Here is a 20,007-nt window from a genome sequence, read left to right as displayed (position 1 = left end):
TGTGTGGATTACTCTCCATTTACCGACTCTTGGGAGTAGCGAGACCGTCACACTCCGTCGCCACCGTTGCCCCGGGGTTCGGCAGCAGGACCATCGCGCACCACAGTGCGCAGCACCCGCCGCACAGCCGTGACCACGACCGCGTACGCGCATGCCGCACGCAGCCGCGCCGCCCCGGAGGAGACGGGAACATGCACCCCACGCACCAGCCGAAAGCCCAGCCGCCCGGCCGTCCCCGCCGCCCGCAGGGCTCCGGGAAGGAACCATCGCGAGCCCCCGGGCCGCACCCCCAGCCGCCGGGGGCCGACGGCGGCGGCCGCGCCGCCGTGTGGCGGCACGATCTGTCCGCCTCGGTCGCCGTCTTCCTGATCGCCGTCCCTCTGTCGCTGGGCATCGCCCTCGCGACCGGCGCCCCGCTCCAGGCCGGACTGGTCGCGGCGGCGGTGGGCGGCATCGTCGCCGGACTGCTCGGCGGCGCCCCGCTCCAGGTCAGTGGGGCCGCCACCAGCCTGGTCGTGGTCACCGCCGACCTCGTCCACCGCTACGGCTGGCGCACCACCTGTGCCATCACCGTGCTCGCCGGTGTCTGCCAACTCGCCCTCGGAGCCTTGCGCGTGGCCCGCGCGGCGCTCGCCGTCAGCCCCGCGATCGTGCACGGGATGCTGGCCGGCATCGGCGCCGCCATCGCCATCGCCCAGCTCCATGTCGCCCTCGGAGGCCGGCCGGACAGCTCGGCCCTGGCCAATCTGGCCGCGCTTCCCAGGCAGTTGGCCGCGCCGCACCTCGGGGCGCTGCTGGTCGGGGCCGTGACCGTGGCCGTCCTCGTCCTGTGGCCACGGCTGCCGGGCGGGGCGGGACGGGCGCTGCGGTCGGCCGTTCCGGCGCCGCTGGCCGCCATCGCGGCGGCGACGGCGGTCGGCGTGCCGATCGCGCTGCCCCGGGTGGAGCTCCCCGCGCTGCACGCGGTGGCGCTGCCGGGCCTCCCGCAGGGGCCCGTCGCCGGCATCGCCGCCGCCGTCCTGACGGTCACGCTGGTGGCCGGCATGGAGTCGCTGCTGTCCGCGGTGGCGCTGGACAAGCTGCGCACGGGCCGCGCCGGGCCGGGCGACGGCACCGGCGGCCGTGCCGACCTGAATCGCGAACTGCTCGGCCAGGGCGCATCGAACGTCGTCTCCGGACTGCTCGGCGGGCTGCCGATCGCCGGTGGCGCGATCCGCGGCTCGGCGAACGTCGCCGCGGGCGCGCGCACCCGGCGGGCCACGGTGCTGCACGGCGTGTGGGTCCTGGTGTGCGCCGGGCTGCTGGCCGGGATGCTGGAGCTGATCCCGCTGGCCGCGCTCGCCGCGCTGGTGATGGTGGTCGGCGTGAAGATGGTGAGCTTCGCGCACATCAGGCATGTGCAGCGGCACCGGGAGTTCCCGGTGTACGCGGCCACGCTGGTCGCGGTCGTCGCCTTCGGCGTCCTCGCGGGCGTCACGACCGGCATCGTGGTGGCCGTCGTGCTGTCGCTGCGGCGGCTGACCCACACCCGGATCACGGTCCTGGAGGAGTCCGGGGTCCACCGGGTGCACGTACGCGGGCAGTTGACGTTCCTGGCGGTGCCCCGGCTGACCCGGGCACTGGCGGAGGTGCCGGACGGGGCCAACGCGGTGGTCGCGCTGGACGGCTCGTTCATGGACCACGCGGCGTACGAGAGCCTGCACCACTGGTGCGAGGCGCACCGGGCGCGCGGCGGCTGGGCGACGCTGACCGGCCGTACCGGCACGCCGATCACGGTCCCGGCGAGCAGCCACGCGTGCCGCCCGTGGACGCCGTGGCGCAACCACCACTGCACCAAGCCGGGCGCCGGGACGGGAGGGGCCGGGCAGCTGGTCGGCGGGCTCAGTGCCTTCCAGCGCAACACGGCCCCGCTGGTCAGGGAGGAGCTGGCGCGACTCGCCCGGGAGGGGCAGCGGCCCACCCAGCTCTTCCTCACCTGCGCCGACTCCCGGCTGGTCACCAGCATGATCACCTCCAGTGGCCCCGGCGACCTGTTCACCGTGCGCAACGTGGGCAATCTGATGCCGCCGCCCGGCGACGACGCCTCGTGCGACTCGGTCGGCGCGGCCATCGAGTACGCGGTGGAGGTGCTGAAGGTCGACAGCATCACCGTGTGCGGCCACTCCGGCTGCGGCGCGATGCAGGCGCTGCTCGGCGGCGCGGGCCGGGATCCGGGCGCGCAGACCCCGCTGGCGCGCTGGCTGCGGCACGGACGGCCGAGTCTGGCCCGGATGGAACGGATCGGGCGGCTGGGGCGCGGCGAGGTCGCGGTCGCCGACCGCCCGGTGACCGACGACCTCGAACGGCTCTCCCTGGTCAATGTCGTCCAGCAGCTCGACCACCTGATGGCGCACGCCTGTGTCGCCCGCCGGGTGGCCGAGGGGTCCCTGCAGCTGCACGGCATGTACTTCCACGTCGCGGAGGCCCAGGCGTACGTCCTCGACGCCGGGACCGGCACGTTCGCCGCCGTCCGGCCGGAGGAACCGGCCCCGGTCCACTGATCCGCCGCACCCCCTGTCCCCCGGCCCGCCGGCCACCCGCCGGCGGGCCGGGGTGCGTGCGGACCGTGCCGGCCGGACGAGCCGTCCCGATGACAGGTCTAAACCAATATTCGCCGCGAGCCCTTGTCATCCCGCCCCTGTGCTGGTGAGCTATGGCCTGGGACACACGAGGACCCCTGCGAAGGAGCACGGCGTGAGCAACGAGAGCCTGGCCAACCTTTTGAAGGAGGAGCGCCGGTTCGCTCCGCCTGCCGACCTTGCGGCCGGCGCCAATGTCACCGCGGAGGCCTACCGGCAGGCGGGCGAGGACCGGCTCGGCTTCTGGGCGGCGCAGGCCCGCCGGCTGGCCTGGGCGAAGGAGCCGACCGAGACGCTGGACTGGTCGAACCCGCCGTTCGCCAAGTGGTTCGCCGACGGCACGCTGAACGTGGCGTACAACTGCGTCGACCGGCACGTGGAGGCCGGCCACGGCGACCGCGTGGCCCTCCACTTCGAGGGCGAGCCCGGCGACACCCGGGCCATCACCTACGCCGAGCTGAAGGACGAGGTCAGCCGGGCGGCGAACGCCCTCACCGAGCTCGGCGTCCGGTCCGGCGACCGGGTCGCGGTCTACATGCCGATGATCCCCGAGACCGTCGTGGCGATGCTGGCGTGCGCCCGCATCGGCGCCGCGCACTCGGTGGTCTTCGGCGGCTTCTCGGCCGACGCCCTGGCCGCCCGCATCCAGGACGCGGACGCGAAGCTGGTCATCACCGCCGACGGCGGCTACCGCCGCGGCAAGCCCTCGGCGCTCAAGCCCGCCGTGGACGACGCCGTCGACCGCACCGAGAGCGTGGGCAAGGTGCTGGTCGTCCGCCGCACCGGCCAGGAGGTCGCCTGGACCGAGGGCCGCGACGTGTGGTGGCACGAGGCGCTGGAGGCGCAGAGCACCGAGCACACCCCGGAGGCCTTCGAGGCCGAGCACCCGCTCTTCATCCTCTACACCTCCGGCACGACCGGGAAGCCCAAGGGCATCCTGCACACCTCCGGCGGCTACCTGACCCAGGCCGCCTACACCCACCACGCGGTCTTCGACCTCAAGCCGGAGACCGACGTCTACTGGTGCACGGCCGACGTCGGCTGGGTCACCGGCCACTCGTACATCGTGTACGGGCCGCTGGCCAACGGCGCCACCCAGGTGCTGTACGAGGGCACCCCCGACACCCCGCACCAGGGGCGCTTCTGGGAGATCGTCCAGAAGTACGGGGTCTCGATCCTCTACACGGCGCCCACCGCGATCCGCACCTTCATGAAGTGGGGCGACGACATCCCCGCCAAGTTCGACCTGTCCTCGCTGCGCGTGCTGGGCAGCGTCGGCGAGCCGATCAACCCCGAGGCGTGGATCTGGTACCGCGAGCACATCGGCGGCGGCCGCTGCCCGATCGTGGACACCTGGTGGCAGACCGAGACCGGCGCCATGATGATCTCCCCGCTCCCCGGCGTGACGGAGACCAAGCCCGGCTCCGCGCAGCGCGCCCTGCCCGGCATTGCCGCGACCGTCGTGGACGACGAGGCTCGCGAGGTGCCCGACGGCTCCGGCGGCTACCTCGTCCTGACCGAGCCGTGGCCGTCGATGCTGCGCACCATCTGGGGTGACGACCAGCGCTACCTGGACACCTACTGGTCCCGGTTCGAGGGCCGCTACTTCGCCGGGGACGGCGCCAAGAAGGACGACGACGGCGACATCTGGCTGCTCGGCCGGGTCGACGACGTGATGCTGGTGTCCGGCCACAACATCTCGACCACCGAGGTCGAGTCGGCGCTCGTCTCGCACCCGAAGGTCGCCGAGGCCGCCGTCGTCGGCGCCGCCGACGACACCACCGGCCAGGCGATCGTCGCGTTCGTGATCCTGCGCGGCGCCGCCGTGGGCGACGACGGCGACGAGCTGATCGCCCAGCTGCGCGACCACGTGGGCAAGACGCTCGGCCCGATCGCCAAGCCGAAGCGGATCCTCACGGTGGCGGAGCTGCCGAAGACCCGCTCGGGCAAGATCATGCGCCGTCTGCTGCGGGACGTCGCCGAGAACCGGCAGCTCGGGGACGTGACGACGCTGACCGACTCCACGGTCATGGACCTCATCCAGGCCAAGCTCCCCTCCGCCCCCGGCGAGGACTGAGCACACCCCGCGGCGCGGACGACGGGCCCCTTCGGGGGCCTTTCGTCTGTCCGGCCGCGCCCTGCGGTCCATCCGGTATATCCGTAATGTGAACAGGGCCCGAACGGCCCGGCCGCCCGGCCCGTTACGCTGGAGGGCGTTAGAGACGCGACAGAAAACAGGGCGTGCCGGGAAGTCTGGTCGGCAAGGCGTACAGCCGTTGCCGCACCCGACCGGAGGTCCACCCGTGAACGCGTCCCCCCGCCGCCGCTCCGTCTTCCTGGGGCGCGTACCGCTCCTGGAGCGGAACTACGTCGCCGGGGCGCTGCGCGCGGAGACCGTCGGCGGCATGCTGCTGCTCCTGGCCGCCGTGGCGGCGCTGGTCTGGGCGAACAGCCCGGTGAGCGCCTCGTACACCGCCACCGTCGGCCACCACTTCGGCCCCGCCGCGCTGCACCTGGACCTGTCGGTGGCCCACTGGGCCGCGGACGGCCTGCTGACGATCTTCTTCTTCGTCGCCGGCATCGAGCTCAAGCGCGAACTGGTCGTCGGCGAGCTGCGCACCCCCTCCGCCGCGGCGCTGCCCGTGATCGCCGCCGTCTGCGGCATGGCGGTGCCCGCGGCCGTGTACGCCGTGGTCAATGCGGCGGGCGGGGGCTCGCTGCAGGGCTGGGCGGTGCCGACAGCGACCGACATCGCCTTTGCGCTCGCCGTGCTGGCGGTGCTCGGCACCTCACTGCCCTCGGCGCTGCGCGCCTTCCTGCTCACGCTCGCCGTCGTGGACGACCTCCTCGCGATCCTGATCATCGCGGTCTTCTTCACCAGCGGCATCAATTTCGCGGCGCTGGGCCTGGCCTTCGCCGGCCTTGTCCTCTTCTGGCTGCTGCTGCGCAAGGAGGTCCGCGGCTGGTACGTCTACGTGCCGCTGGCCCTGGTCAACTGGGGGCTGATGCACGCCAGTGGGGTGCACGCCACCATCGCGGGTGTGGCGATGGGCCTGATGCTGCGCTGCCACCACCGCGAGGGCGAGAAGGAGTCGCCGGGCGAGCGGATCGAGCACCTGGTGCGGCCGGTGTCGGCGGGGCTCGCGGTGCCGCTGTTCGCGCTCTTCTCGGCCGGGGTGCCGGTCACCGGGGGAGCGCTCGGGCAGGTCTTCACCCGTCCGGAGACGCTGGGTGTGGTGCTCGGCCTGCTCGTTGGCAAGACGGTGGGTGTCTTCGGCGGCACGTGGCTGGCGGCCCGTTTCACGAGAGCCGAGCTCAATCCCGACCTCGCGTGGGCGGACGTGCTCGCGGTGGCCTCGCTGGCCGGAATCGGCTTCACGGTCTCGCTGCTCATCGGCGAGCTGGCCTTCGCGGGCGACGAGGTGCTGACGCCGGAGGTCAAGGCGGCGGTGCTGGTGGGCTCGTGCACAGCGGCCGCGGCGGCCGCCGTCCTGCTGAAGCTGCGCGACAACAAGTACCGCCACATGTGCGAGGACGAGGAGCGCGACACCGACCTGGACGGCATCCCCGACATCTACGAATGGGGCAACCCGGAGTTCCATCTGCGCATGGCGGCGATCCACGAGGCTAAGGCCGCAGAGCACCGCAGGCTCGCGGAAGTGGCGCGCTCCGGCGGCGCGGACGAGGATGAGTCGGGCATGATCAGGGGGTAGCCGTGTAACCCACTTGCCCGTGATGACTTCACGACAAAGCGACGAACGACGGAGGACGCGATGAGCCCAGCGGACGTGGACAAGCCCGTGGCGGTGACGGTGACCGCGAACGGCGGCCGCAGTCTCGGCCAGCTCTTCGCCGCGGCCACGGCCGATCTCTCGGAGCTGATCCACGAGGAGATCGCCCTCGCCAAGGCCGAACTCCGGCAGGACGCCAAGCGCGCCGGCATCGGCGGCGGGGCCGTCGGGGCGGCCGGCATCCTCGCCCTGTTCGCGCTGCCCGTGCTGAGCTTCGCGGCCGCCTACGGCATCCACAACCTGGGGCTGGGGCTCGCCTGGTCGTTCCTGATCGTCGGCGGTGCCTTCCTGGTGCTGGCCGGTCTGCTGGGCCTGCTGGCGATGCGGAAGTTCAAGAAGATCAAGAAGCCGGAGCGCAGCATCGCCTCCGCCAAGGAGACCGCGGCCGTGCTCCAGAGCGTCAAACCGCACCCGCGGCCGTCGCAAACGGATGACACGTCGGTGGCCAAGGTATGACACGCTCAAGGCATGACGGTCGCTGACAGTTCCTCGGTGGTACGGATCGACGGGCCCTGGACCCACCGGGATGTCGCGGCGAACGGAGCGCGCTTCCACATCGCCGAGGCCGGCGACGGACCGCTGGTGCTGCTCCTGCACGGCTTCCCGCAGTTCTGGTGGACCTGGCGGGACCAGTTGACCGCCCTGGCCGACGCGGGTTTCCGCGCGGTCGCGATGGACCTGCGCGGAGTGGGCGGAAGCGACCGCACCCCGCGCGGCTACGACCCGGCGAACCTGGCGCTCGACGTGACCGGAGTGATCCGCTCGCTCGGCGAGCCGGACGCCGCGCTGGTCGGCCACGACCTCGGCGGCTACCTGGCGTGGACGGCGGCGGCGATGCGGCCCAAGCTGGTGCGCCGACTGGCCGTCAGCTCGATGCCCCATCCGCGTCGCTGGCGCACGGCGATGCTGTCGGACCTGCGGCACAGCGCGGCCGGGGCGTACGTGTGGGGCTTCCAGCGGCCGTGGATCCCCGAGCGCCGGCTGGTCGCGGACGACGCCGCGCTCGTGGGGCAGCTGCTGCGGGACTGGTCCGGGCCGCGGGTGCCGGACGACGAGGCCGTCGAGGTCTACCGGCGCGCGATGAGCATCCCGTCCACGGCGCACTGCTCGATCGAGCCCTACCGCTGGATGGTGCGCTCGCTGGCCCGGGTGGACGGCTTCCAGTTCAACCGCCGGATGAAGCGCCCGGTACGGGTGCCCACGCTGCACCTGCACGGCTCGCTCGACCCGGCGATGCGCGCCCGGCACGCCGCCGGCAGCGGCGAGTACGTCGAGGCGCCCTACCGCTGGCGGCTGTTCGACGGCCTCGGGCACTTCCCGCACGAGGAGGACCCGGCGGCGTTCTCCGCCGAGTTGATCAACTGGCTCAAGGACCCCGAGCCCGACCGTTGAACCCACCGTTGATCCTGCACCGGTGATCCACAACCGTTAATCCCATATGACCATCAGCCAAATGCCGGACGCATAGGCCAATTGATGGACCCACAGGCGATTACGGACCTTGGACCCCGGGCAGACAGCTCGGTATGGGCTGGACGCACGACTACCGTGACGTGTCACGCGATCGCCGCGCCAACGGAGCGCGCATCATCACCGGGACCGCGGCCCCGGACCACCGGCCGGGCGACTCGGGGCTCGGCATCCCGCACATCCTCAGGCGACGGGCCCGATGGGTCGGCGCCCGCCTGCGGCACACCCGCAGCGGCTGACGAACTCCCCCGCCACCGGCGGACGCACCCCGCCCGCACGGGCTCTCACAGGGCACACGCCTGCGTGTCGACCTGCCGGTTCGCCGTACGTCCGGCCTGGACGTCGGGACGGACCTCGTCGGCCGTCAGGGCGTAGCCGGTGTCCGCGTCGTCGAGCGACTTGGCGAACACGACGCCGTACACCCGCCCGTCGGGAGTCAGCAGCGGTCCACCGGAGTTGCCCTGCCGGACGAGGGTGAAGAGCGAGTAGACGTCGCGGTGGACCGTGCCGCGGTGGTAGATGTCCGGGCCGGTCGCCGAGATGCGGCCGCGCACCCGGGCGGCGCGGACGTCGAAGCCGCCGTTCTCCGGGAAGCCGGCCACGATCGCGCCGTCGCGGGACTTGGCGTCGCCGCCGGTGAAGGTGAGCGGGGGCGCCGCCAGCCCGGGGACGTCGATGACGGCGATGTCGCGCTGCCAGTCGTAGAGCACGACCTTGCCGTCGTACACCCGGCCCTCGCCGCCGATCTGCACAGTGGGGTTGTCGACGCCGCCGACGACGTGGGCGTTGGTCATCACCCGGTGCGGCGCGAAGACGAAGCCGGTGCCCTCCAGCACCTTGCCGCAGCTGGGCGCCGTGCCCACGACCTTCACGATGCTGCGCCGGGCCTCGCCGACGACCCGGCTCCCGGCGAGCGCGGGGTCGGGCGCGGGAACGTCGGTGATCGGTTCGGTGCCGAACGGCGAGAAGACCTGGGGGAGTCCGTTCTGCGCGAGGGCGGAACTGAAGTCGGCGAACCAGGTGTTGGCCTCCTGCGGCACGATCCGCGCGACCCCCAGCAGCACCTTGGACGAGCGGACCTCGCGGCCCAGGGTCGGCAGCGTGGTGGTCGTGGCCAGGGCGGAGCCGATGAGCCACGCGACCAGCAGCATGGCCAGGACGTTGACCAAGGCCCCGCCGACGGCGTCGACGGCGCGCGCCGGGGACCAGCTGACGTGTGTGCGGACCTTGTTGCCCAGGTGCGTGGTGAACGCCTGCCCCACCGAGGCGCACACGATCACCAGGACCACCGCGGCGACCACCGCGACCGTGCCCGGGGCCGAATTGTCGGTGACCTCGTTCCAGATCGCGGGCAGCACGTAGATCGCGACCAGTCCACCGCCGAGGAACCCGATCACCGACATCACGCCGACGATGAATCCCTGGCGGTAGCCCACGATCGCGAACCACACGGCGGCCAGCAACAGCACGATGTCCAGCACATTCACCCGCACACCGTCTCATGGCCACTCAACCGAGCGGGACCGTCTTTGCCCGATCCCAAGGCCGCTCCCAGCCCGCGAAGTGCAGAATCCGGTCGATCAGGCCCGCCGTGAAGCCCCACACCAGGGCGCCCCTGACCTCGAAGGCCGGCCCGCGGTACCCGCTGGGGTGCCTGACCGTGACGCGGTTGGCGGGGTCGGTCAGCTCGTCGACCGGCACCGCGAACACCCGCGCGGTCTCGGCCAGGTCGACCGCGCCCACCGGGCTGGGGGTGTGCCACCAGCCGAGCACCGGCGTCACCACGAAGCCGCTCACCGGGATGTACAGGCGCGGCAGCACGCCGAACAGCTGCACCCCGGACGGGTCGAGGCCGGTCTCCTCCCAGGCCTCGCGCAGCGCGGCCCGCAGCGGTCCCGCGCCCTCCGGGTCGCCGTCGGCGGGGTCGAGCGCACCGCCGGGGAAGGACGGCTGCCCGGCGTGCGAGCGCAGGGAGGCGGCGCGCTCCATCAGGAGCAGTTCGGGGCGTCCCCCCGCGGACCCCTCGCCGAAGAGCACGAGGACGGCGGAGGCCCGGCCCCCGGTGGGCGGCGGCAGGAAGCGGCTCAGCTGCTCCGGCCGCACCGCGTCGGCCGCTCTGGCCACCGGCTCCAGCCACTCGGGCAAACCGTCGCGCCGCACCGCGACGCCGTTGATGTCCTCGACCTCGTCCATCCCGTTGACGTCGTGCCGTGCTCCGGTCACTCCACCTCCAGCGGGGGCGCCGCCTTGCCCGGGAAACCGGGGGGCGGCTTCAGCCGCTGGCCCGGGGCACCGCCCATCTCGTACTTCAGCAGCTTCTTCGCCTTCTCCGGGTCGGTCTCGCCCTCCCCGTACGACGGGCACAGCGGGGCGATCGGGCAGGCCCCGCAGGCCGGGCGGCGGGCATGGCACATCCGGCGGCCGTGGAAGATCAGCCGGTGGGAGACCATCGTCCACTCGCTCTTCGGGAAGATCGCCATGACGTCCTGCTCGACCTTCTCCGGGTCCTCGGAGGCGGTCCAGCCGAAGCGGCGGGCGAGCCGGCCGAAGTGGGTGTCGACGGTGAGGCCGGGGACGCCGAACGCGTTGCCCAGGACGACATTGGCCGTCTTGCGGCCGACACCGGGCAGGGTCACCAGGTCCTCCAGCCGGCCGGGGACCTCGCCGCCGAAGCGGTCCCGCAGGGCCGCGGACAGGCCGAGCAGCGAGCGCGCCTTGGCACGGAAGAAGCCGGTGGGCCGGATCAGCTGCTCCAGCTCCTCCGGGTCGGCCGCCGCCAGGTCCTCCGGCGTCGGGTACGTCGCGAAGAGCCGGGGGGTGGTCTGGTTGACCCTCAGGTCGGTGGTCTGCGCGGAGAGCACCGTGGCCACCAGGAGCTGGAACGGGTTCTCGAAGTCGAGCTCGGGGTGCGCGTAGGGATACAGCTCGGCGAGTTCGCGGTTGATGCGGCGGGCGCGGCGCACCATCGCCAGGCGCGACTCGGGCCCCCGGGCACCCCGTGCGCGGCCGCCGGCGGGCTTCGCGGGCGCCTGTTCGCTCAGAGCTGAATCGCCGGCCGGCGTCACCCTCCCGGCCCCTCCACCCTGCTGTTTCCTGCGCACGCTCGGCGTATCAGACACCCGGCCAGCCTAAGCCTCGGCACCGACAATCGCCCCGGACTGCCGCGATCCGGCCCCCGAAAGGACCCCCGGGGCGCTCTCCCGCGAGCACATAAGACAGACTTGTGATTGATCGCACTGTTTTACTGTCGGGCATGATGGGGACCGACCCAGCGATGTCGACAAGGAGAGAGCACGTGGACGACGTTCTGCGGCGCGCACCGCTTTTCGCGGCGCTCGACGATGAGCAGGCCGCTGAACTGCGCGCCTCGATGGCGGAGGTCACGCTCGCGCGCGGCGACTCGCTGTTCCATGAGGGTGAACCCGGGGACCGGCTGTATGTCGTCACCGAGGGCAAGGTGAAGCTGCACCGCACGTCCCCCGACGGCCGGGAGAACATGCTCGCCGTCGTGGGCCCCGGCGAGTTGATCGGTGAGCTGTCGCTCTTCGACCCCGGCCCGCGCACCGCCACCGCGACCGCGCTGACCGAGGTCAAGCTGCTGGGCCTCGGCCACGGCGACCTGCAGCCCTGGCTCAACGCCCGCCCCGAGGTCTCCACCGCCCTGCTGCGCGCCGTCGCGCGCCGCCTGCGGCGGACCAACGACGTGATGTCGGACCTGGTCTTCTCCGACGTGCCGGGCCGCGTGGCCAAGGCGCTGCTGGACCTGTCGCGCCGCTTCGGCGTGCAGTCCGAGGAGGGCATCCACGTCGTCCACGACCTGACGCAGGAGGAGCTGGCCCAGCTGGTCGGCGCCTCCCGCGAGACCGTGAACAAGGCACTCGCCGACTTCGCGGGCCGCGGCTGGCTGCGCCTGGAGGCCCGCGCGGTCATCCTGCTGGACGTCGAGCGGCTGGCCAAGCGCTCCCGCTGACCCGCACACCCGTACATCCGTAAGGGGCGCCCACCCTGGTGGGCGCCCCTTACGCGTTCCGGGCGGGACGCGGCACCGCGTCAGATCAGCCCGTGCTCCAGCAGGTAGTCCATCTGCGCCCGCACCGACAGCTCGGCCGCGGGCCACAGCGCCCGGTCCACGTCCGCGTACACGTGCGCGACGACCTCGGACGGGGTGGTGCGCCCCCCTTCGACGGCCGTCTCCACCTGGGCCAGGCGGTGGGCGCGGTGGGCGAGGTAGAACTCGACCGCGCCGCGCGCGTCGGCCAGCACGGGCCCGTGCCCGGGCAGGACGGTGGTGACCCCGCCGTCCATGGCGAGGGCCTGAAGGCGGCGCAGTGAGTCGAGGTAGTCGCCGAGGCGGCCGTCGGGGTGGGCGACGACGGTCGTGCCGCGGCCGAGGACGGTGTCGCCGGTGAGCACCGCCCCGTCGGCCGGGAGGTGGAAGGACAGCGAGTCCGCGGTGTGCCCGGGGGTGGGCACGACGCGCAGTTCCAGGCCGCCGGTGGTGATGACGTCCCCCGCGCCCAGGCCCTCGTCCCCCAGGCGCAGCGCCGGGTCCAGGGCGCGCACGGCGGTACCGGTCAGCTCGGCGAACCGGGCCGCGCCCTCGGCGTGGTCCGGGTGGCCGTGGGTGAGCAGGGTCAGGCCGATCCGCTTGCCGAGGGAGTGGGCCGTGGAGACGACCGCGTTCAGGTGCCCCTCGTCCAGCGGGCCCGGGTCGATGACGACGGCGAGGTCGGAGTCCGGCTCGCCGACGATCCAGGTGTTGGTCCCGTCCAGGGTCATCGGCGAGGGATTCGGGGCCAGCACGCACACCGCGCGCTCGGTGGCCCGGCCGCCGACCGCGCCGCGGGGATTGCCCGGAGGCAGGGCCGAGGTCATTCGCCCGCTCCCATGCGCTTGGTGAACTCCTCGTGGCCGGGCCAGCTCAGCACGATCTCCTCGCCCACGAGTTCGGCCCTCGCCAGGACCGGGGCCAGGTCCCGGCGGCCCTCCCCCGCGGCCGCCAGGGCCGCCTCGGCGGAGTCGTACGGCAGCAGCCCGCGCAGGGTCGCGATCGTCGGCGGCAGCATGACCATCTCGCCGCGGTCGTAGCCGGCGACGGCCTCCTCGGGGCGCAGCCACTCCGTGCGATCGGCCTCCCCCGACACGTCGCGGGTCCGCTGACCGGGCGGCAGCGCCGTGAGGAAGAACCAGGTGTCGTAGCGGCGCTCCTCGAACTCCGGGGTGATCCAGCGCGCCCACGGGCCCAGCAGATCGGAGCGGAGCACCAGCGAGCGGCCGGCCAGGAAGTCCGCGAAGCACAGCTCGCGGGAGACCAGCGCGCGGCGGTCCGCCTCCCACTCCTCGCCGGTGGTGTCGTCGACGACCGAGCCCTCGTCCGGGCCGGCCAGCAGCACGCCGGACTCCTCGAACGTCTCGCGCACCGCGGCGCACACGATCGCCTGCGCCTCGGCCGGCCCCAGCCCCTCGCCCAGGCGCCGCGCCCACGCTTCCGGCGCCGGTCCCGCCCATGCGACCGGGCGTTCGTCGCGCGGGTCCACACCGCCCCCGGGGTACGCGTACGCGCCGGCGGCGAACGCCATGGAGGCGCGCCTGCGCAGCATGTGGACCGCGGGACCGCGGCCGGTGTCGCGCAGCAGCAGCACGGTGGCCGCCCGGCGGGGCTCGACGGGCTCCAGCCTGCCCTCCGTGAGCGCCCTGATCCGCTCGGGCCAGCTGGGCGGGAACCACTGGCCGTTCGTGGTGGTCATGGGGCGGATGCTATGCGCTCGCGCGGGGATGTTCGATAGGGCGCCCCCGTCGGGGCGCCCCGGGTCCAGGGGACCGCTGCCCCCTGGACCGCCGGCAGGTGACCGCGGGCCGTCAGCCCGCGGGCTCCAGCTCGACCTGGATCTCGACCTCGACGGGGGCGTCCAGCGGGAGCACCGCCACGCCGACCGCGCTGCGCGCGTGCACGCCGGCGTCACCGAGCACCTGGCCCAGCAGCTCGCTCGCGCCGTTGACGACCCCGGGCTGCCCGGTGAAGTCGGGGGCGGAGGCCACAAAACCGACGACCTTGACGACCCGCTTCACCCGGTCGAGGTCGCCGGCCACGGACTTGACCGCCGCCAGGGCGTTGAGCGCGCAGGTGCGCGCGAGTTCCCTGGCCTGCTCGGGGGTGACCTCGGCGCCGACCTTGCCGCAGGTCGTCAGCTTGCCGTCGACCAGCGGGAGCTGGCCCGCCGTGAAGACGTACGCCCCGGACAGCACCGCGGGCACGTACGCCGCCAGGGGAGCCGCCACCTCGGGCAGCGTCAGCCCGAGGTCGACGAGCCGCTGCTCGACGGCGCTCACGCGCCCTTCTCCCGCTTGAGGTACGCCACCAACTGCTCGGGGTTGTTGGGTCCGGGAACGACCTGGACGAGCTCCCAGCCGTCCTCGCCCCAGGTGTCCAGAATCTGCTTCGTCGCGTGCACCAGCAGCGGCACGGTCGCGTATTCCCACTTGGTCATGAGGGGACTGTAATGCCTCGCACAGCCCAGCCCCCGAGTAGCCCCGCCCTCCACTGGTTAGGCTCGAAGGCGTGAGGCTCCACATCGTGACGGGCAAGGGCGGGACGGGTAAGACGACCGTCGCCGCCGCGCTGGCGCTGTCCCTGGCCGCCGAGGGACGGCGCACCCTGCTGGTGGAGGTGGAGGGACGCCAGGGCATCGCCCAGCTCTTCGAGACCGAGGCACTGCCGTACGAGGAGCGGAAGATCGCCGTCGCCCCGGGCGGCGGCGAGGTGCACGCGCTGGCCATCGACGCCGAACAGGCGCTCCTGGACTACCTCGACATGTTCTACAAGCTCGGCCGCGCCGGCCGGGCCCTGAAGAAGCTCGGCGCCATCGACTTCGCGACCACCGTCGCCCCGGGCGTACGGGACGTGCTGCTCACCGGCAAGGTGTGCGAGGCCGTCCGCCGCAAGGACCGCGCGGGCTGGCGGACGTACGACGCGGTCGTCCTCGACGCGCCGCCGACCGGCCGGATCACCCGCTTCCTGAACGTCAACGACGAGGTCGCGGGGCTGGCCCGGTTCGGTCCGATACACAATCAGGCGCAGGCCGTGATGCGGGTGATGAAGTCCCCCGACACCGCGGTGCACCTGGTCACCCTCCTGGAGGAGATGCCGGTGCAGGAGACCGTGGACGGTGTGGCGGAGCTGCACGCGGCCGGTCTGCCCACCGGTGCCGTGATCATCAACATGGTCCGCCCCGTGGTGATGGACGCGGATGCCGTGGCCGCCGCGAGCACCGGACGGCGCACCGCCCTCGCCAAGTCGCTCTCCCAGGCCGGCCTCGGGGGCGCCCGCCGCGGCGGGCTGGCGGAGCGGCTGATCGACCCGCTGCTGGCGCAGGCGCACGAGCACGCCGAACGGGTCGCGCTGGAGCGCGCCCAGCGCGAGGAGCTCGCCGGGCTCGGCCTGCCCTCGTACGAACTGGGGCAGCTGGCCGAAGGTGTCGATCTCGGCGGGTTGTACCGATTGGCTGAAAATCTGCGGAAACAGGGGCTGGGGGTCGCGTGAGTCTGGACAGTCCGGTATTGGACATCGACGCACTGCTGGACGACGCGGGGACCCGGATCGTGGTGTGCTGCGGCTCCGGCGGGGTCGGCAAGACCACCACCGCCGCCGCTCTGGGCGTGCGCGCCGCCGAGCGGGGCCGCAAGGCGGTCGTGCTGACCATCGACCCGGCACGGCGGCTGGCGCAGTCCATGGGGCTCACGGAGCTCGACAACACCCCCCGCAAGGTCGCCGGCATCGACGAGTCCGCGGGCGGTGAACTGCACGCGATGATGCTCGACATGAAGCGGACCTTCGACGAGGTCGTGGTGCAGCACAGCGACCCGGAACGGGCCCGCGCGATCATCGACAACCCCTTCTACCAGTCGCTCTCCGCGGGCTTCGCCGGCACGCAGGAGTACATGGCGATGGAGAAGCTGGGCCAGCTGCGGGCGCTGGACGCCTGGGACCTGATCGTGGTCGACACGCCACCGAGCCGCTCGGCGCTGGACTTCCTGGACGCCCCCAAGCGGCTGGGGTCCTTCCTGGACGGCCGCTTCATCCGGCTGCTCATGGCCCCGGCGAAGGTCGGCGGCCGGGCCGGGGTGAAGTTCCTGAACGTCGGGATGTCGATGATGACCGGCGTGCTCAGCAAGGTCATGGGCGCCCATCTGCTCAAGGACGTCCAGACGTTCGTGGCGGCCATGGACTCGATGTTCGGCGGCTTCCGCTCCCGGGCGGACGCCACGTACAAGCTGCTCCAGGCCGGCGGCACCGCGTTCCTGGTGGTCGCGGCGCCGGAGCGGGACGCGCTGCGCGAGGCGTCGTACTTCGTGGAGCGGCTGGCCGCGGAGGACATGCCGCTGGCCGGCCTGGTGCTGAACCGGGTGCACGGCAGCGGTGCGGCGCAGCTCACGGCCGAGCGGGCGCTGGCCGCGGCGGAGGCACTCGCCGAAGAGACAGCCGACGCAGCCGGCACCGACGAGCCGGATCCCTCCGACTCGGAGGATTCGTCAACTCCCCGGCTGACCAGGGAGTTTGACGAATCCGCAGAAAATCTTCAAAACGGCGGCATTGTGGATCAGCCCGGCGGGAAGGCTGGACTCCGTACGGCCGACGGCACCGAAGGGACCCTCAGCACGGACCACAGCACCTCCGACCCCACCGATCCGGACGCGGATCCGTGGAGCGCCGACCGTCTCGCCGCCGGACTGCTGCGCCTGCACGCCGAGCGGATGCAGCTGGTCGCGCGTGAACGACGCACCCGCGACCGCTTCGTCTCCGTGCACCCCGAAGTGCCCATGGTCGACGTGGCCGCCCTGCCGGGCGACGTGCACGACCTGGAGGGCCTGCGCGAGATCGGCGAACGCCTCGCGCAGGGTCAGCCGACGGCCGCGTAGTCGTCGTACTCACCGTCGTAGTCGTCGTCGCCCAGGTGCACGCCGGTGCTCTGCTCGTACTCCGTGCGCGCGGTCTCCAGCAGCCTGCGCCACGAGGTGACCGTGGGGCGCCGGCGCAGCAGTGCCCTGCGCTCGCGCTCGGTCATCCCGCCCCAGACACCGAACTCCACCCGGTTGTCCAAGGCATCGGCCAGGCACTCCGTGCGTACCGGGCACCCCGTGCACACCGCCTTGGCCCTGTTCTGGGCCGCTCCCTGGACGAAAAGCTCGTCCGGATCCGTCGTGCGGCACGCGGCCTGCGTACTCCAGTCCGTAACCCAGCTGCTCATGCTGGCGCCGTCCTCTCCCGAATCGAGGCTCCCCCACGGCGGCAAGCGGCATATTCACCGTTGCCAGTTGAGGACGTTACGGAAGGTGGGCACGACGCAACAGCCCTTTCAGGCCCAATCTTGAATGGCCCGAACGGACTATGGGTCAGCGGTAGATCACCCTGGGGAGTGAGCCGACGCCAAAACGGACTAACCGTGCACAAACGGTCAGATCGCCCGCCTGGTGCCCCGAGAACCACGCCATATGGCTGGCATATGACAGGATTTCGGGCAGTTCTCATCACCCACAAGAGTGAGGCTGGAAGACAGACGCGTGCGCATCTTTGGCGCCTGTCTGTTACAGACTAGGCGAACAAGCATGCCCACGTCTTAGGAATCGCAACGTAAGCTGCACCTCATGGGTCACAAGCGATCGGGCGGCACGCGCGGCGGGGGCATCAGCACCGCCCAGCAGGCCGCCAAGTTCCTGGGTATCAGTGTCCTGTCCGGCGTCGTGCTGGCCGGCATCGCGCTGCCCGCGGCGGGAGCGCTCGGGCTGAGCGCCAAGGGCACCGCGGCCGGCTTCGACTCCCTGCCCGGTGAGCTGAAGCGTCCGCCGCTCTCGCAGAGCACCCAGATCCTGGACTCCAAGGGCGGTCTGATCGCGACCGTGTACTCCCGGGACCGCAAGGTCGTGCCCATCACCGAGATGAGCAAGACCATGCAGCAGGCCATCGTCGCCATCGAGGACTCCCGCTTCTACGAGCACGGAGCGATCGACGTCAAGGGCATCCTGCGCGCCCTCAACAAGAACGCCCAGGACGGCGGCGTCTCCGAGGGTGCCTCCACGCTGACCCAGCAGTTCGTCAAGAACGTCTTCATCGAGGAGGCCGGTGACGACCCGACCAAGGTCGCCCAGGCCACCCAGCAGACCGTGGGTCGCAAGATCAAGGAAATGAAGTACGCCATCCAGCTCGAGGAGGAGCTGGGGAAGAAGAAGATCCTCGAGAACTACCTCAACATCACCTTCTTCGGCGAGCAGGCGTACGGCGTCGAGTCCGCCGCCAGGCGCTACTTCAGCAAGTCCGCCAAGGACCTGACCCTGAACGAGTCCGCCCTGCTGGCCGGCATCGTCCAGTCGCCCAGCCGGTACGACCCCGTCAACGACCCCCAGGAAGCCACCAAGCGCCGCAACGTCGTGCTGCAGCGCATGGCCGACCTGAAGAACGTCACGCAGGCGGAGGCCGATGCCGCGAAGAAGAAGCCGCTCGGCCTCAAGGTCAGCCAGCCCAAGAACGGCTGCATCACCGCCGTCAGCGGCGCCGGCTTCTTCTGCGACTACGTGCGCGAGGTCTTCCTCACCGACCCGGCCTTCGGCAAGACCAAGTCCGACCGCGCCCAGCGCTGGAACCAGGGCGGCCTCATCGTCCGCACGACCCTGGACCCGAAGGCCCAGCAGGCCGTCCAGGCCTCGATAAGCGATCACGTCTACCAGAGCGACGACGTCGCCTCCGCGGTGACGCTGGTCCAGCCCGGTACCGGCAAGATCATGGCGATGGGGCAGTCGCGCCCGTACGGCTTCAAGAAGAACCAGACGCAGATCAACCTCTCGGTCAACCAGGCCATGGGCGGCGGCGCCGGCTACCAGCCCGGCTCCACGTTCAAGGCGATCACCGCGGCCGCGGCGATCGAGGGCGGCACCGACCCGGCCACCGTGTACCCGGCGCCGTACAAGATGGACTACCCGAGCCCGGTCGCGACCTGCCGCGGGAACTGGCTCAACTCGAAGTCCGACCCCGCCACGGTGGAGAACGAGAACGAGTCCGAGAAGGGCCCGTACTCGATGAAGGAAGCCACCGCCAAGTCGGTCAACACGTACTACGTGCAGCTGATCAGCGACATCGGTGTGTGCCCGGTCACCGACATGGCCAAGGCCATGGGGATAGAGCGTGCCAACGGCAAGGCGCTCGACCAGGTGCCCTCCATCACCCTGGGCACCCAGGAGGTCTCGCCGCTGACCATGGCGAACGCCTACGCGACCTTCGCCAACAAGGGCGTCTACTGCTCCCCGGTCGCCATCGAGTCGATCACCGACGCGACCGGCAAGAAGCTGGCCGTGCCGAAGAGCGAGTGCAAGCGGGCCATGTCCGAGCAGACCGCCGCCACCCTCAACACCCTCCTCAAGGGCGTGGTCGAGGACGGCACCGGCCAGCAGGCGGGCCTGACCGACCGGGACAGCGCGGGCAAGACCGGTACGACCGACTTCCGCTACGCGGCCTGGTTCGTCGGCTACACCTCGGACCTGGCCGGCGCGGTCTGGGTCGGTGACCCCACCCACAAGCGCCAGATGACCAACATCACCATCGGCGGCGTCTGGCACGAGAAGGTCTTCGGCGCCGACACCCCGGGCCCGATCTGGAAGGACGCCATGAGCGGCGCCCTGTCCGGGACGACCTCCGACAGCCTGCCGACGGTCGCGATCCGCGAGCCGGTGAAGCCCGAGGACCACGGTGACGACGGCCACGGCGACCACCGGGGCGCCGACAACGGCGGCAACGACAACGGCGGCCAGGGCGCCAACGGCGGCGACGGGGGCGACGGAGGCTTCTTCGGCGGTCTCATCGGCGGCGCCAACGGCGGCGGCGGCGGCAACGGCGGCACCGGCCCGGCCGACGGGGGCCCGGGCGGCGGCAGCGACGTCGGCACCACGGACGGCGGGGCCGTCACCCCCGGCAACGGCGCGACCGGCTGACACCCACCCGGGTACACACGTCACGCACACGAAGAAGGGGCGCCCCCGGCCCGGGGGGGGGGGGGGGGGCCCGGGCCGGGGGGGGGCGGGGGGCGGGGGGCCGCGGGGGGGACCGGGGCCGGCCCGCGCCCGAAGGCCCCCGGCCGCCAGCC

General features: G+C 72.2%; 18 protein-coding genes. 10 read left to right on the top strand and 8 right to left on the bottom strand.

Annotation, left to right across the window (positions count from 1 at the left end; translation table 11 throughout):
- The first annotated feature begins 191 nt into the window (after positions 1-191).
- The 6 genes from ACFYXS_RS28870 to ACFYXS_RS28845 all read left to right on the top strand — a co-directional run bounded on the left by ACFYXS_RS28870 (position 192) and on the right by ACFYXS_RS28845 (position 8,118).
- A complete protein-coding gene (locus tag ACFYXS_RS28870) occupies positions 192-2,540 on the top strand; it encodes a SulP family inorganic anion transporter (protein ID WP_389253343.1) in 2,349 nt (782 codons plus the stop codon).
- Between the two features lie 193 nt (positions 2,541-2,733).
- Positions 2,734-4,695 (top strand): acetate--CoA ligase, encoded by a 1,962-nt coding sequence (acs, locus tag ACFYXS_RS28865; RefSeq protein ID WP_389253340.1) that lies wholly within the window; start codon positions 2,734-2,736, stop codon positions 4,693-4,695.
- Positions 4,696-4,921: 226 nt separating this feature from the next.
- Complete coding sequence (gene nhaA, locus ACFYXS_RS28860; RefSeq protein ID WP_389253338.1) at positions 4,922-6,331, top strand: Na+/H+ antiporter NhaA; 1,410 nt, start codon at positions 4,922-4,924, stop codon at positions 6,329-6,331.
- Positions 6,332-6,391: 60 nt separating this feature from the next.
- Positions 6,392-6,865 (top strand): phage holin family protein, encoded by a 474-nt coding sequence (locus tag ACFYXS_RS28855; protein WP_389253336.1) that lies wholly within the window; start codon positions 6,392-6,394, stop codon positions 6,863-6,865.
- A gap of 12 nt (positions 6,866-6,877) precedes the next feature.
- Positions 6,878-7,801 (top strand): alpha/beta fold hydrolase, encoded by a 924-nt coding sequence (locus ACFYXS_RS28850; protein ID WP_389253334.1) that lies wholly within the window; start codon positions 6,878-6,880, stop codon positions 7,799-7,801.
- 134 nt (positions 7,802-7,935) lie between these two features.
- Complete coding sequence (locus ACFYXS_RS28845) at positions 7,936-8,118, top strand: hypothetical protein (RefSeq protein ID WP_389253332.1); 183 nt, start codon at positions 7,936-7,938, stop codon at positions 8,116-8,118.
- A gap of 45 nt (positions 8,119-8,163) precedes the next feature.
- On the opposite strand, the gene ACFYXS_RS28840 is transcribed toward ACFYXS_RS28845, so the two are convergent.
- Genes ACFYXS_RS28840 through nth form a run of 3 tightly spaced genes read right to left on the bottom strand, consistent with a single transcriptional unit; the run spans position 8,164 to position 10,920 of the window.
- A complete protein-coding gene (locus ACFYXS_RS28840) occupies positions 8,164-9,366 on the bottom strand; it encodes a MarP family serine protease (protein WP_389253330.1) in 1,203 nt (400 codons plus the stop codon).
- Positions 9,367-9,388: 22 nt separating this feature from the next.
- Positions 9,389-10,072 carry an NUDIX hydrolase gene (locus ACFYXS_RS28835; RefSeq protein ID WP_389253418.1) on the bottom strand — a complete coding sequence of 228 codons (684 nt, stop codon included), beginning with the start codon at positions 10,070-10,072 and terminating at the stop codon, positions 9,389-9,391.
- A 26-nt stretch (positions 10,073-10,098) separates the two neighbouring features.
- Positions 10,099-10,920: an endonuclease III gene (gene nth, locus ACFYXS_RS28830; RefSeq protein WP_389253416.1), complete on the bottom strand. Its 822-nt coding sequence runs from the start codon at positions 10,918-10,920 to the stop codon at positions 10,099-10,101.
- Between the two features lie 254 nt (positions 10,921-11,174).
- Here nth and ACFYXS_RS28825 point away from each other — a divergent pair, with 254 nt between their 5' ends.
- Positions 11,175-11,849, top strand: coding sequence for a Crp/Fnr family transcriptional regulator (locus tag ACFYXS_RS28825; RefSeq protein ID WP_319665417.1), 675 nt, complete (start codon positions 11,175-11,177; stop codon positions 11,847-11,849).
- An 80-nt stretch (positions 11,850-11,929) separates the two neighbouring features.
- Here the strand turns inward: ACFYXS_RS28825 and ACFYXS_RS28820 are convergent, their stop codons facing one another.
- From ACFYXS_RS28820 to ACFYXS_RS28805, 4 genes are all read right to left on the bottom strand, one after another.
- On the bottom strand, positions 11,930-12,754 hold the full coding sequence (locus ACFYXS_RS28820; RefSeq protein WP_389253327.1) for an MBL fold metallo-hydrolase: 825 nt from the start codon (positions 12,752-12,754) through the stop codon (positions 11,930-11,932).
- Positions 12,751-13,626: an NUDIX hydrolase gene (locus ACFYXS_RS28815; RefSeq protein ID WP_389253325.1), complete on the bottom strand. Its 876-nt coding sequence runs from the start codon at positions 13,624-13,626 to the stop codon at positions 12,751-12,753. The genes ACFYXS_RS28820 and ACFYXS_RS28815 overlap by 4 nt, the downstream gene beginning before the upstream one ends.
- A 112-nt stretch (positions 13,627-13,738) precedes the next feature.
- Entirely contained in the window at positions 13,739-14,209 is a 471-nt protein-coding gene (locus ACFYXS_RS28810; protein ID WP_389253323.1) for a RidA family protein, read from the bottom strand.
- Complete coding sequence (locus ACFYXS_RS28805; protein WP_106965770.1) at positions 14,206-14,367, bottom strand: DUF4177 domain-containing protein; 162 nt, start codon at positions 14,365-14,367, stop codon at positions 14,206-14,208. The genes ACFYXS_RS28810 and ACFYXS_RS28805 overlap by 4 nt, the downstream gene beginning before the upstream one ends.
- A gap of 71 nt (positions 14,368-14,438) precedes the next feature.
- Here ACFYXS_RS28805 and ACFYXS_RS28800 point away from each other — a divergent pair, with 71 nt between their 5' ends.
- Both ACFYXS_RS28800 and ACFYXS_RS28795 read left to right on the top strand, forming a co-directional pair.
- Positions 14,439-15,419 (top strand): ArsA-related P-loop ATPase, encoded by a 981-nt coding sequence (locus ACFYXS_RS28800; protein WP_389253321.1) that lies wholly within the window; start codon positions 14,439-14,441, stop codon positions 15,417-15,419.
- 17 nt (positions 15,420-15,436) lie between these two features.
- Positions 15,437-16,795: an ArsA family ATPase gene (locus ACFYXS_RS28795; RefSeq protein ID WP_389253319.1), complete on the top strand. Its 1,359-nt coding sequence runs from the start codon at positions 15,437-15,439 to the stop codon at positions 16,793-16,795.
- On the opposite strand, the gene ACFYXS_RS28790 is transcribed toward ACFYXS_RS28795, so the two are convergent.
- Positions 16,777-17,124 (bottom strand): WhiB family transcriptional regulator, encoded by a 348-nt coding sequence (locus ACFYXS_RS28790; RefSeq protein ID WP_319665424.1) that lies wholly within the window; start codon positions 17,122-17,124, stop codon positions 16,777-16,779. The genes ACFYXS_RS28795 and ACFYXS_RS28790 overlap by 19 nt on opposite strands.
- 397 nt (positions 17,125-17,521) lie before the next feature.
- Here ACFYXS_RS28790 and ACFYXS_RS28785 point away from each other — a divergent pair, with 397 nt between their 5' ends.
- Positions 17,522-19,855: a transglycosylase domain-containing protein gene (locus ACFYXS_RS28785; protein ID WP_389253316.1), complete on the top strand. Its 2,334-nt coding sequence runs from the start codon at positions 17,522-17,524 to the stop codon at positions 19,853-19,855.
- Positions 19,856-20,007: the final 152 nt, after the last annotated feature.

This window comes from Streptomyces sp. NPDC002574, from assembly GCF_042889545.1.
GTDB lineage: Bacteria > Actinomycetota > Actinomycetes > Streptomycetales > Streptomycetaceae > Actinacidiphila.
Note: the sequence above shows the minus strand (reverse complement) of the source record. Positions and strands in the feature narration are given on the sequence as shown.

Coding starts and splice junctions, on each gene's coding strand:
- ACFYXS_RS28870 (WP_389253343.1), top strand. CDS start 192: ATGCACCCCACGCACCAGCCGAAAGCCCAGCCGCCCGGCCGTCCCCGC.
- ACFYXS_RS28855 (WP_389253336.1), top strand. CDS start 6,392: ATGAGCCCAGCGGACGTGGACAAGCCCGTGGCGGTGACGGTGACCGCG.
- ACFYXS_RS28850 (WP_389253334.1), top strand. CDS start 6,878: ATGACGGTCGCTGACAGTTCCTCGGTGGTACGGATCGACGGGCCCTGG.
- ACFYXS_RS28845 (WP_389253332.1), top strand. CDS start 7,936: ATGGGCTGGACGCACGACTACCGTGACGTGTCACGCGATCGCCGCGCC.
- ACFYXS_RS28835 (WP_389253418.1), bottom strand. CDS start 10,072: ATGGACGAGGTCGAGGACATCAACGGCGTCGCGGTGCGGCGCGACGGT.
- ACFYXS_RS28820 (WP_389253327.1), bottom strand. CDS start 12,754: ATGACCTCGGCCCTGCCTCCGGGCAATCCCCGCGGCGCGGTCGGCGGC.
- ACFYXS_RS28815 (WP_389253325.1), bottom strand. CDS start 13,626: ATGACCACCACGAACGGCCAGTGGTTCCCGCCCAGCTGGCCCGAGCGG.
- ACFYXS_RS28805 (WP_106965770.1), bottom strand. CDS start 14,367: ATGACCAAGTGGGAATACGCGACCGTGCCGCTGCTGGTGCACGCGACG.
- ACFYXS_RS28790 (WP_319665424.1), bottom strand. CDS start 17,124: ATGAGCAGCTGGGTTACGGACTGGAGTACGCAGGCCGCGTGCCGCACG.
- ACFYXS_RS28785 (WP_389253316.1), top strand. CDS start 17,522: ATGGGTCACAAGCGATCGGGCGGCACGCGCGGCGGGGGCATCAGCACC.